General features: G+C 72.7%; 9 protein-coding genes and 1 pseudogene. 6 read left to right on the forward strand and 4 right to left on the reverse strand.

The window, feature by feature from the left end; genetic code table 11:
* The first annotated feature begins 30 nt into the window (after positions 1-30).
* A complete protein-coding gene (locus AC5RVZ_RS12055; RefSeq protein ID WP_494065994.1) occupies positions 31-225 on the forward strand; it encodes a hypothetical protein in 195 nt (64 codons plus the stop codon).
* Positions 226-252: 27 nt separating this feature from the next.
* Positions 253-2031: an aldehyde dehydrogenase family protein gene (locus AC5RVZ_RS12060; protein WP_494065995.1), complete on the forward strand. Its 1779-nt coding sequence runs from the start codon at positions 253-255 to the stop codon at positions 2029-2031.
* A gap of 143 nt (positions 2032-2174) precedes the next feature.
* Here the strand turns inward: AC5RVZ_RS12060 and AC5RVZ_RS12065 are convergent, their stop codons facing one another.
* From AC5RVZ_RS12065 to AC5RVZ_RS12080, 4 genes and pseudogenes are all read right to left on the reverse strand, one after another.
* A complete protein-coding gene (locus AC5RVZ_RS12065) occupies positions 2175-3722 on the reverse strand; it encodes a DEAD/DEAH box helicase (RefSeq protein WP_494065996.1) in 1548 nt (515 codons plus the stop codon).
* A 363-nt stretch (positions 3723-4085) separates the two neighbouring features.
* Positions 4086-5090: pseudogene (pip, locus tag AC5RVZ_RS12070) on the reverse strand (prolyl aminopeptidase); the annotation flags it as partial.
* Positions 5054-5923, reverse strand: a complete 870-nt coding sequence (ypfJ, locus tag AC5RVZ_RS12075; RefSeq protein ID WP_494065997.1) for a KPN_02809 family neutral zinc metallopeptidase — start codon at positions 5921-5923, stop codon at positions 5054-5056. The gene ypfJ and the pseudogene pip, both read right to left, overlap by 37 nt.
* A 136-nt stretch (positions 5924-6059) precedes the next feature.
* The gene (locus AC5RVZ_RS12080; RefSeq protein ID WP_494065998.1) at positions 6060-6839 is read right to left on the reverse strand and encodes an SDR family oxidoreductase; all 780 of its coding nucleotides are present in this window, start codon (positions 6837-6839) and stop codon (positions 6060-6062) included.
* A gap of 77 nt (positions 6840-6916) precedes the next feature.
* Between AC5RVZ_RS12080 and AC5RVZ_RS12085 the strand changes: the two genes are divergently transcribed.
* The 4 genes from AC5RVZ_RS12085 to AC5RVZ_RS12100 all read left to right on the forward strand — a co-directional run bounded on the left by AC5RVZ_RS12085 (position 6917) and on the right by AC5RVZ_RS12100 (position 11311).
* On the forward strand, positions 6917-7798 hold the full coding sequence (locus tag AC5RVZ_RS12085) for a sigma-70 family RNA polymerase sigma factor (protein ID WP_494065999.1): 882 nt from the start codon (positions 6917-6919) through the stop codon (positions 7796-7798).
* A gap of 130 nt (positions 7799-7928) precedes the next feature.
* Positions 7929-8966 (forward strand): malate dehydrogenase, encoded by a 1038-nt coding sequence (locus AC5RVZ_RS12090; RefSeq protein WP_494066000.1) that lies wholly within the window; start codon positions 7929-7931, stop codon positions 8964-8966.
* Positions 8967-8970: 4 nt separating this feature from the next.
* The gene (locus tag AC5RVZ_RS12095) at positions 8971-10737 is read left to right on the forward strand and encodes a cation:proton antiporter (protein ID WP_494066001.1); all 1767 of its coding nucleotides are present in this window, start codon (positions 8971-8973) and stop codon (positions 10735-10737) included.
* A gap of 103 nt (positions 10738-10840) precedes the next feature.
* Positions 10841-11311: a recombinase family protein gene (locus AC5RVZ_RS12100; protein ID WP_494066278.1), complete on the forward strand. Its 471-nt coding sequence runs from the start codon at positions 10841-10843 to the stop codon at positions 11309-11311.
* The last annotated feature ends 8 nt before the right edge of the window (positions 11312-11319 follow it).

Raw genomic sequence — 11319 nt, forward strand, 5'->3', positions numbered from 1 at the left:
GACGAAACGCCCCAGCCCTACACTGGCGCGATGGGCGATGAGGCTCCGAATGTTCGCGCCGCCGAGGCATCCGATCCCGGGGTCCGTCCGCGTCGCGGCACGATCGCCCGCTACGGGACCGGATCCCTCGGCACCGGCGGCTTCGCGACGCTGCCCGGGCTGGTGCTGACGAGGCAGTCCGTCGATGCGCCGGCCGAGGCAGGAGCCGTGGGCGCGGGTTCGTAGACTGGCCTCCCGCGCGAAGGAGAGCACGTGCCGAGAACAGCCGACACCCCCGCCGCGGCCCGCGCGTCGGATGCCGCACTGCCGGACGCTCTGGTGGCATCGCTCGACGCCGCGGTCGCGGACCTGCATCGCGGTGCCGAGGTGTGGCGCCACCTCAGCCTCGACCAGCGCGCCCGGCTGTTCGACCGTGTCCGCGCCGCAACGGCCGCGACGGCGGGAGAGTGGGCCGACGTGGCCGCGAGCTCGAAGGGCCTCGAGCCGGGGCATCCGCTTCGAGGCGAGGAATGGCTGTCGGGTCCGTACGCCGCCGTCGTCGCGCTGGATGCGTACCGCTCGACGCTCCGCTCGCTCGCCGCGGGCCGCAGCCCCCTGGATCGCGTGAGATCGCATGCCGCGCCCGGCGGCCGGGTGCGCGCCCACGTGTTCCCGACGAGCCCGGTCGACCGGGTGATCCTCTCGGGCTACACCGGCGAGGTGTGGTTCGAGCCCGGCGCCGACGTGGAGGAGCTGCGCCGTTCGGCGGGGCTCGGGCAGCTCGACCCGACGCGCCCGGGCGGCGTCGGACTGGTGCTCGGCGCGGGCAACGTGACGGCGATCCCGGTGCTCGACGTGCTGTACGAGCTGCTGGCGCACAATCGCGTGGCACTGCTCAAGGTCAACCCGACCCACGACGACCTCGTGCCGGTGTTCGAGCGGGCGTTCGCGCCGCTCATCGAGCCCGGGTTCCTTCGCATCGTCCGCGGTGGCGGCGAGGTCGGCGCCCACCTCACGACGCACCCCGGGATCACGCACGTGCACATCACCGGAGCGGCGACCACGTTCGACGCGATCGTGTGGGGCAGCGGTCCCGACGCCGCCCGGCGCAAGCGCGAGAACCGCCCGCTGCTGACCACGCCGATCACGGCGGAGCTCGGGGGCGTCTCCCCGATCATCGTGGTGCCCGGCGCCTGGAGCGCGGCCGATCTGAGATACCAGGCCGAGCACATCGTCACGATGCGCCTCTACAACTCCGGGCACAACTGCATCGCCGGGCAGGTGGTGATCGTCAGCGCCGACTGGCCGCAGCGGGAGGCGTTCCTGCGAGAGCTCCGCGCCGCGTACGAGACGGCTCCCCGCCGGTCGGTCTGGTACCCCGGGGGTGCCGCGAAGCTCGAGGCCGCGGCATCCGGCTATCCCGACGCGTCGTGGTTCGCCGACCGCACCCGCGCGATCGTCGAGGTGAAGGATGCCGCCGACGCCGAGGCGCTGCAGCTGACGGAGTACTTCGCTCCGGTGCTGGGGGTGGTCTCGCTTCCCGGGATGGGTCAGGAGTTCCTCGACCGCGCAATCGATCACGCGAACCAGGAGCTCGCCGGCACGCTCGGGGCCAACCTTCTCGTCGACCCGGTGACGCAGGCGGCGCTCGGCGCCGGCTTCGAGCAGGCGATCGAGCGGCTGCGCTACGGCACGCTCTCGATCAACTCGTGGACCGCATTCGGATTCCTCACGCCGACTCTCGCCTGGGGCGGGTTTCCCGGGGCGACGCCGGACGATGTGCAGAGCGGCATCGGCGTGGTCCACAACGCGCTGCTGCTGGACCGCGTCGAGCGGTCGGTCACGCGCGGGCCGTTCCGGCCCTTCCCCCGCTCACTGGACCTGCGTGCCCTCCGGGCATCGCGCGGCCGCGCCTTCTCGGTGCTCCCCAAGCCGCCCTGGTTCGTGACCTCCCGTACCGGCGCCGCGGTGAGCGAAGGCTTCACGCGCCTGCGCATCGACGGGAGTCTCGCCCGGTTCGCACCCGCACTGGTGAAGGCGTTCCGCGCCTAGGGCGGGCTGCCGGCGAGGTTCGGGCCCCGGCGTCGTTCGACGCTCCGAGAGGGGACCGCACCGCGGGAGGGACCGCACCCCGCCGGAGTGACCTCCGCGGTGCGATCCCCTCCCGGCGGGCGGACTCGAGGGGCGGATGCCGGTCAGCGACCCCCGCGACGGTTCGGGCGGACGACCGAGCCGACCGTCAGCTTGCCGGTGCCGCTCGTGCCGGCGCGACGGCCGGGCGTGCGGGGGTTGCCCGCGGCCGGCTGCGCCGAGCGCGTGTGACCGGCGCTCTGGTCGTGCCGCTGGTGCGACGTGTGCGCCGCCGCATCACGGCCGCGACCGCCGGCACCCTGTCCGCGGCCGGTGCCCTGGGCGCGGGCTTCGCCGCGCTGCTGCGAGCGGGCCGGCGCCGTGGCATCCCCCTGGCGACCCTGCGCGCCGCGGGCGGCGCGCTTGCGCTGCGCGTTCGCGCCCTGGCTCGTGCCGCCGCCCTGCGCCGGCTTCTGCACGGGCACGGGCTTGACGTACGGTGCGACCTCGCCGACCAGGTCGGCGACGGCCTCGGACTTCGCCGTCACCGCGATCGGCGCGGCCGAGATGGCGGCCTTGCGCAGCATCTGCGCGACGTCCTTCTCCTGTCCGGGCAGAACCAGCGTGACGACGGCACCCTCGGCACCGGCGCGAGCGGTGCGACCGGAGCGGTGCAGGTACGCCTTGTGCTCGGTCGGCGGGTCGACGTGGATGACGAGCTCGACGTCGTCGACGTGCACACCGCGGGCCGCGACATCGGTGGCGACGAGCACCTTCGCCTCACCGGAGGAGAACGCGGCGAGGTTGCGGTCGCGCTGCGGCTGCGACAGGTTGCCGTGGAGGTCCACCGCCGGGATGCCTTCGCTCGTCAGCTGCTTGGCCAGCTTCTTGGCGTGGTGCTTGGTGCGCATGAAGAGGATGCGGCGGCCCATGCCCGAGGCGAGCGTCCGGACGACGTCCTTCTTCGAGTCGGTGTCGGCGAGCGTGAAGATGTGGTGCGTCATCGCGGCGACAGGCGAGTGGGCCTCGTCGACGGAGTGCAGCACCTCGTTCTGCAGGAAGCGCTTGACGAGCTTGTCGACCCCGTTGTCGAGGGTCGCGCTGAAGAGCAGGCGCTGACCGTCGGCCGGGGTCGCCGCGAGGATGCGCGTGACGCCCGGCAGGAAGCCGAGGTCGGCCATGTGGTCGGCCTCGTCGATGACGGTGATCTCGACGGCATCGAGGTGGATGTATCCCTGCTTCATCAGGTCTTCGAGGCGGCCGGGGCAGGCGACGACGATGTCGACGCCGGCGTTGAGGGCCTGCACCTGGCGGTTCTGGTTCACGCCGCCGAAGATCGTGGTGGTGGTGAGGCCGTACGCCTTGGCGAGCGGCGCGAGCGTCGCATCGATCTGGGTGGCGAGCTCACGGGTCGGCGCGAGGACGAGGCCGACGGGGCGGCCCTTGCGCCGGGCGCCGCCGGCGAGCGTGGTGCCCAGGCGCGCGACCATCGGGATCGAGAACGCGAGCGTCTTGCCCGAGCCGGTCTTGCCGCGGCCCAGCACGTCGCGGCCTGCGAGGGTGTCGGGGAGCGTGTCGACCTGGATCGGGAACGCGGTGGTCTTGCCGTCGGCGGCGAGCGCGTCGACGAGGGGCTGCGGCACGCTGAGCGCGCCGAAGGTGGTTTCGGTCATTGAGGATTCTCCGGGCACGACGGTGCCCTGTCGGTGGCCGGGGCGGATCTCGCCCTCGGGTCGCCGTACGAAAGTCATCACCGGCATCGCACGAGGCGGCGGCGGGGGAAGCGTTCTACGACGCGAGAAGCGCATCGGAGCGCTGCAAGTGATTCCACCCTAGCAGTCCGAACCTCCACACCGCCGGGCGTCACCTCATCGGGGCGGCGGGAGCTACGCGGGCTCGGCGGCGAGGGCGCCCTCGGGGTCCGCCGCAGCGATCGGGATGACGCCGCCCGGGTCGGGGTCGCCGTCCGGGCCGAAGGCGCCGTCGGCATCCGGTGCGGCGGGTCGGTCCGCGGCATCCGCGCCAGGCACGGACGCGGATGCCGCGAAGCGGTCGGTCGCGGCGCGGAGGGCGGCCGCGATGCCCGGCTCGGATGCCGCGTGCGAGGCATCCGGGATCATGTGGAGCTCCGCCTCCGGCCACGCGCGGTGAAGATCCCACGCGGTCATGGGGGGCGTGCAGACGTCGTAGCGGCCCTGCACGATGACCGCCGGGATGCCGCGGATCGCATCGACGCCGGCGATGAGCTGGCCCTCCTCGAACCATCCGCAGTGCATGAAGTAGTGGTTCTCGATGCGCGCGAACGCCACCGCGGCGCGCGGCTCGGTCATGGCGCGGACGAGGTCGTCGTCGGGGAGGAGCGTCAGCGCGGACGCCTCCCAGCGCGACCACGCGATCGCGGCGGGCTCGTGCACGGCGGGGTCGGGATCGCACAGGCGGCGGTGGTACGCCTCGATCATCCTCGAGCGCTCGAGCACCGGGATGTTGGCGATGAAGTCCTCCCACTCGTCGGGAAGGATCGCCGACGCCCCGCCTTCGTAGAACCACTCGAGCTCGTGGCGGCGCAGCGTGAAGATGCCGCGCAGGACGAGCTCGGACACCGCCTCCGGGTGCGACTGCGCGTAGGCGAGGGCGAGCGCGCTTCCCCAGGAGCCGCCGAAGACCTGCCAGCGCTGGATGCCGAGGTTCTTGCGCAGCAGCTCCATGTCGGCCACCAGGTGCCACGTGGTGTTGTGGCGCAGGTCGGCGTCGGGCTCGCCGGCGTGCGGCGTGGACCGTCCGCATCCGCGCTGGTCGAACAGCACGATGCGGTACCGCTCGGGGTCGAAGAACCGGCGGTGCCAGGGCGCGGTTCCGCCGCCGGGGCCGCCGTGCAGGAACACGACCGGCTTGCCGTCGGGGTTGCCGCTCTGCTCCCAGTACACGCGGTTGCCGTCGCCGACGAGCAGCTCGCCGCTCTCGTACGGCTCGATCGGCGGGTACAGGATTTCGTCGAGTCGCTCGTTCACAGGTCCTCCCCGGCCACGGCGAAGGTGTCGCATGCGCCCAGGCCGTCGCGATATCCCGTCTCGAACCACCGCTGACGCTGCTCGCTCGAGCCGTGCGTCCACGTCTCGGGGTTGACGAACCCGCCCGCCTCCCGCTGGATGTGGTCGTCGCCGACGGTCTGAGCCGCGTTGATCGCGTCGGCGATCTGCTGGGGGGTCGGCGCATCCAGGTACGGCACGCCGTTGTCGTCGACCTGCTTGGTCATCTCCCCGACCCACGCGCCGGCGAAGCAGTCGGCCTGCAGCTCGGTGCGCACGCCGTTGCTGTCGGGGCCTGTCCCGTTGTCGGGGTGCTCCTGCATGATGCCGGTGATGTTCTGCACGTGATGCCCGTACTCGTGGGCGAGGACGTAGAGCTGCGCGAGTTCGCCGGCGGTCGCCTCGAAGCGCTCCCGCATGAGCGCGAAGAAGGTGGGGTCGACGTACACCGTCTCTTCGGGCGGGCAGTAGAACGGGCCCGTCTGGTTCGAGGCTGTGCCGCACTGGGACGGGGTCTGGCCGTCGACGACGATCAGCTGGGGCGCACGGTATCCTTCGATCTGCTGCGACCAGTACTCGTCCAGCACCAGGCTCCCCGCTGCGAGCCGGCAGTCGTCACGGGCGTTCGCGTCAGCGCCGGTCTCGCACTGCTCGATCTCGGACTCGCCGCCCGCGGCGCCCTGCGGCACACCGGGAAGGAGACCCGAGACGTCGGTGCCGGTGAACAGCTGGAACAGCAGCACCGCGATCGCGCCGATGCCGGCGATGCCGCCGCCGGCGACCGCGGCTCCCGCTCCTCGACGTCGGGCGCGGTTCCCCCCGACGTTGGCGTTCTCATTGAACGTCATGGCCTCACGGTACCCCGGTCGGCCGCGGCCCTGCCGCTTCGACAGGCATCCCAGCGGACACTGACCCGTCGATCCCCCGACCGCTCGCGTTCAGCACGCGGACCAGTCGCGTTCAGCCGGGGCACCGGTGCGCCGGCTACCGCGCCGCGGCCGGGACCGCCGCACGACCGGCCAGGTACTCGGCCCAGGCCCGCGTGCCGCGCTGCGCGTCCCCGCCGGCGAGGTTGTCACCCGCGGCGTAGGCGCGGCCCACCGCGCCGGTGAGGGGAAACGGCATCGTGCGGCGACGCCGGCCCCGCGGCTCGTTGAACGCGGCGACGAGGTCGCGGATGTCGAGCACGTCGGGCCCGGCGAGGTCGCGGACGCGCCCGGCCGGACTCCCGAGGGTCAACTCCGCCAGCCGCGCGGCGACCTCGTCGCCGTCCACCGGCTCGAAGCGCAGACCGCGGGGCGCCGGGGTCAGCGGGAGCGCCGCCATGGCCTTCACCACCGGGAACACGAAGTCGTGCAGCTGCGCGGCGCGCAGCACCGTCCACGGCACGCCCGATTCCATGATCGCGCGCTCGGCCTCGGCCTTCGCACGGAAGTAGCCGATCGGCATCCGGTCGGCGCCGATCACCGAGATGAGCAGCAGGTGACGGATGCCGCCGGCCCGGGCCGCGGCCGCGAGATTGCCGGCGGCGATGTCGTCTCCCTTCGCGCCGCCGGCGAGGTGGAGCACCACCTCCACCCCGTCGAGCGCCGCCGTGAGCCCGCGACCGGCGACCGTGTCGCCTTCGACGTGCTGGATGCCGGGCATGTCTGCCCGCGGGTGCCGGGTCAGGATTCGCACGTCACGCCCCGCTGCGCGCAGCAGGGGGACGACACGGCGACCGATGTTGCCGGTGCCGCCGGTTACGAGAATCGGTGCAGTCATGGTTGTCTTCCTCTCATGTCACATCCGAGGACGCTGCCTCGTCGACATCACGACGACCGAGCACGGGGAGATGTGACATGACGGATCGACGAATTCTCGCGAGGCGCTTCGAGACCGAGCGTCCACGGCTCACCGCCATCGCGACCCGGCTGCTCGGCTCGGCCGCGGATGCCGAGGATGCGGTGCAGGAGGCCTGGCTGCGGCTCGAGCGCACCGACCTGCAGCCCATCGAGAACCTCGACGCGTGGCTGACGACCGTCGTCTCGCGCGTGAGCCTGGACATGCTGAAGGCGCCGCGCCGCACGCGCGAGGACTCGTGGCAGGTCCAGCCGTGGCGCGACGAGCCGGCCGCCGTGGACGCCGATCCGGCCGACGCCGCCGCGCGCAACGACGACATCAGCGTGGCCCTGCTGGTCGTGCTGGAGCTCCTCAGCCCGGCCGAGCGCCTCGCTTTCGTGCTGCACGACGTCTTCGGGCGGCCGTTCGAGGAGATCGCGACCGTCCTCGAGCGCACGCCGGATGCCGCCCGGCAGCTGGCGTCGCGAGCTCGTCGACGCGTGCGCGGGGCATCCGCTCCTGAGCGGCCGTCGCCGGCGCGCACCCGAGAGGTGGTGGACGCGTGGCTGCGCGCCGCGCGCGAGGGGGACTTCGGCGCACTTCTGAGCCTTCTCGACGACGGCGCCGTGCTGCGTGCCGACTTCGGCACCTCCACGCAGGTCATCGAGGGCGCCCGGGCGATCGCCGAGCAGGCCGTGCTGTCGGCCCGGCTGGCCGCCCACTCGACCGCCGTGCGCATCGGAGGTCGCCCCGGTGTGGCGGCTGTGCTCCACGGCAGGGTCGTCTCGATCATGGCGTTCACGCTCGAGGAGGGGCGGATCACCGCGCTCGACGTGCTGGCCGACCCCGCGCGGCTCGCCGACCTGCGGGTCGACGAGATCGTCGCCGGCGACCTGGGCTGACACCGGCGCACGAGGGGATGGCACCCGGCGGACGCGTGTCAGCGGCGTCGCCTCCGCCGGCGCGATCTCCTCCCGCACAGCCCGACCCACGGGACGACCGCCGCGCGCCGCGCAGGAATAGGCTCGGCACATGGTCACCGCACCCACGACGGTCACGATCACCGGAGCCGGCGGACAGATCGGCTACGCCCTGCTGTTCCGCATCGCGGCGGGCGACATGCTGGGCCCCGACCGGCCGGTGAGGCTCCGGCTGCTGGAGATCCCGCAGGGCATGCGCGCCGCCGAAGGAGCCGCGCTCGAACTGCAGGACTGCGCCTTCCCGCTGCTGGACGCGGTCGAGCTGAGCGACGATCCCCGCGTCGCGTTCGACGGCTGCGACATCGCGCTGCTCGTCGGCGCGAGACCGCGCGGACCGGGCATGGAACGCGCCGACCTGCTGGCGGCGAACGCGGGCATCTTCGGCCCGCAGGGCGCGGCGATCGGGGCATCCGCGGCCGAGGACGTCCGCGTCGTCGTGGTGGGCAACCCCGCGAACACGAACGCGCTCATCGCCGCAGCATCCGCCGCTCCGGACGTGCCCGCCGACCGCTTCAGCGCCCTCACCCGGCTCGACCACAATCGTGCGGTCGGCCAGCTGGCAGAGGCGCTCGCGGTCGGTCCCGGGTCGATCACCGACGTGACGATCTGGGGCAACCACTCCGCGACGCAGTTCCCCGACGTGACGCACGCGACGTTGACGCGTCCGGACGCGCCGGGCGAGCGCACGCCGCTGCTCGCGGCCCTCGCGCTCCGCCTCGGCGGTCACGAGCAGGCGATCGCATGGCTCGACGACGTGTTCATCCCCCGCGTCGCTCAGCGCGGCGCGGAGATCATCCAGGTGCGCGGGTCGTCGTCGGTCGCGTCCGCGGCGAACGCCGCGATCGAGCACGTGCGCGACGAGCACCACGGCACTCCGAACGGGTGGACCTCGGCGGCGGTCGTCTCGCGCGGCGAGTACGGGGTTCCGGAGGGGCTGGTGTGCTCGTTCCCTGTGACCTCGGACGGCACGGGCTACCGCGTCGTCGAGGGTCTCGAGCTCGACGACCGTGGGCGCCGGCGGCTGGACGCCTCGGTCGCCGAGCTCATCGCGGAGCGCGACGCCGTCCGCGAGCTGGGAGTGGTGCGGTAACCGCATGGAGGCGCTGATCCTCGCCATCGGCGCGATCATCGTGATCTCCCTCGCGACGGCGATCGCGCCGCGCCTCGGCATCGCGGGACCCCTCGTTCTCGTCCTGATCGGAGCGGGGATCAGCCTCCTGCCGTTCGTGTCGATCCCCGAGATCGACCCGGAGTGGATCCTCGTCGGCGTCCTGCCGCCGCTGCTGTACTCGGCGGCGGTCGCGCTGCCGGCGATCGAGTTCCGGCGCGACTTCGGCCCCATCGCGGGGCTGGCGGTCGTGCTGGTGCTCATCAGCTCGATCGCACTCGGCGCGTTCTTCATGGCCGTGATCCCCGGCATCCATCCGGCCATCGCGGTCGCGCTGGGTGCGATCCTCAGCCCGACGGATGCCGTCGCCACGGGGATCGTCAAACGGCTCGGCGTCTCGCGACGCGTCGTGACCATGCTCGAAGGCGAAAGCCTCCTCAACGACGCCACCGCGCTGGTGCTGCTGCGGACGATGGTCGCCGCCGCCGCGGTGGCGAGCACCGGCGCCGACGCCGACACCGACATCGGCGTGGGTTTCGTTCCCGCCTTCGTCTGGGGAGTGCTGGTGGCGGTCGCCGTCGGCGGCATCGTCGGATACCTCAACCTGCGGCTGCGCGCGCTCATCGGCCATTCGGCGGCCAACACCGCCGTCGGCTTCGTCGTTCCTTTCGTGGCGTACCTGCCCACCGAGGAGCTGGGCGGCTCGGGGCTCGTGGCCGCCGTCGTGGCCGGCATCGTGACAGGTCAGGGGTCCGCTCGATGGTTCACGCCGGAGCAGCGCCGCTCGGACGAGCACAACTGGCGCACGGTGGAACTCGTCCTCGAAGGGGCCGTGTTCCTCCTCATGGGTCTCGAGCTCGACGAGATCGTGCGGCGGAACATCGCCGAGCACAACGGCCTGGGCACGGGACTGGGCATCGCCCTCGGCGCCCTCGCCATCATCATCGCCGTCCGCGCCGCGTACGTGTCGCTGCTTGTGTGGGCCCAGAGCAGACGTGCCCGCTCCAGGCGCCGACGCCGGCTCGAGGCGATCGGCGAGCGCATCGACGATGTCGCGGCCGGGCGCGTCGCTTCCCCTTCCCGACCGGGCCTGCCCGAGCCCTCGGTGCACGACCCGCGCGTGCAGCGCCGGCTCGCGGCGATGCGCGGACGGGTCGCGCGCGCCCTGGGGGACCTCGACTACTACCAGGCGTCTCCGCTGGGATGGAAGCACGGCGCGATCATCGTGTGGGCAGGCATGCGCGGCGTCGTCACCCTCGCGGCCGCGCAGACGCTGTCGGACGAGACCACGGACGATCGCGCGCTGCTGGTCTTCATCGCCTTCGCGGTCGCCGTCGGCAGCCTCATGCTGCAGGGCTTCACGCTTCCCTGGCTGGTGCGGATGCTGCGCATCGAGACCGCCGACAGCGACGCCCTCGACCGCGCCGAGCAGTCGGCTCTGGACGACGAGCTGCGCGCGGCTGCGGCATCCGCTCTCTCGGGCGACGCGATCCGGCGGCGCGACGGCTCGGCGTTCCCGGAGGAGCTCGTGCAGCGGATGGGCTCGCGCCTGATCGACCCGCCCGACGATGAGTCGACGTCGCTCGCCCGCGATGTGCTGGAGCTGCGGCTGGCGATGATCGAGGCCATGCGGGCGCGGCTCAACGAGCTGACATCGGGCGGCGGATACAGCACGCCGGCGCTGCGCCACGCCCTCGCGGAACTGGACGCCGACCAGCTGAGTCTCGAGCTGCGGATACGCGACGACGACTGACGCTGTGCGTGTCGCCTCGCCGGGAGAGAATAGGAACAGGGGACACGAGGACAGCGAAGGGGCGGCTCACATGAGCGACGTCATGCAGGATGCCGGATCGGCGATGACGGATGCCGCGATCTCGCGCACGTCGGAACCGGCGGGGCCGGCGGCGGACACCAGCCCTCTTCACCTGCCGCATGCCGCGGCCGACTGCCCGAAGTGCTTCACCGAGCTGCAGGCCGACCGCAACTGGTGGCGAGCGCGGCCGGCCGGGTCTCGTCTCGTGGGGCTCGTGATCGCCCGCGACGACATGCCCTCGGTCGTGGAGCAGCGGGCAGCGCTGACGCGCTTCGGAGTGCCGATCGAGGGTTTCCGGCATCCGGCTCCCGAGACGCTCGAGTCGTGGGAGGAGCGGCTGGTGCGCCTGTTCGGCACGCTGCGCCGCGGTGATGTGCTCGTCGTGGCGAACGTGCATGCGCTCGGTCGCGACATCGACGAGGAGACCCGCACGGTGGCCGAGCTGCGCCGCCGCGGCGTCATCATCAAGGTCGTCGGCCACGGCGGCCGTCACCTCTACGACGCCGGCCGCTGACGCCGCTG

Source organism: Arthrobacter sp. Cza30 (assembly GCF_059090765.1).

Excerpts from the sequence above, each read along its gene's own strand:
- AC5RVZ_RS12095 (WP_494066001.1), top strand. The coding sequence starts at position 8,971 with ATGGAGGCGCTGATCCTCGCCATCGGCGCGATCATCGTGATCTCCCTC.
- AC5RVZ_RS12085 (WP_494065999.1), top strand. The coding sequence starts at position 6,917 with ATGACGGATCGACGAATTCTCGCGAGGCGCTTCGAGACCGAGCGTCCA.
- AC5RVZ_RS12100 (WP_494066278.1), top strand. The coding sequence starts at position 10,841 with ATGACGGATGCCGCGATCTCGCGCACGTCGGAACCGGCGGGGCCGGCG.
- AC5RVZ_RS12065 (WP_494065996.1), bottom strand. The coding sequence starts at position 3,722 with ATGACCGAAACCACCTTCGGCGCGCTCAGCGTGCCGCAGCCCCTCGTC.
- AC5RVZ_RS12090 (WP_494066000.1), top strand. The coding sequence starts at position 7,929 with ATGGTCACCGCACCCACGACGGTCACGATCACCGGAGCCGGCGGACAG.
- ypfJ (WP_494065997.1), bottom strand. The coding sequence starts at position 5,923 with ATGACGTTCAATGAGAACGCCAACGTCGGGGGGAACCGCGCCCGACGT.
- AC5RVZ_RS12055 (WP_494065994.1), top strand. The coding sequence starts at position 31 with ATGGGCGATGAGGCTCCGAATGTTCGCGCCGCCGAGGCATCCGATCCC.
- AC5RVZ_RS12080 (WP_494065998.1), bottom strand. The coding sequence starts at position 6,839 with ATGACTGCACCGATTCTCGTAACCGGCGGCACCGGCAACATCGGTCGC.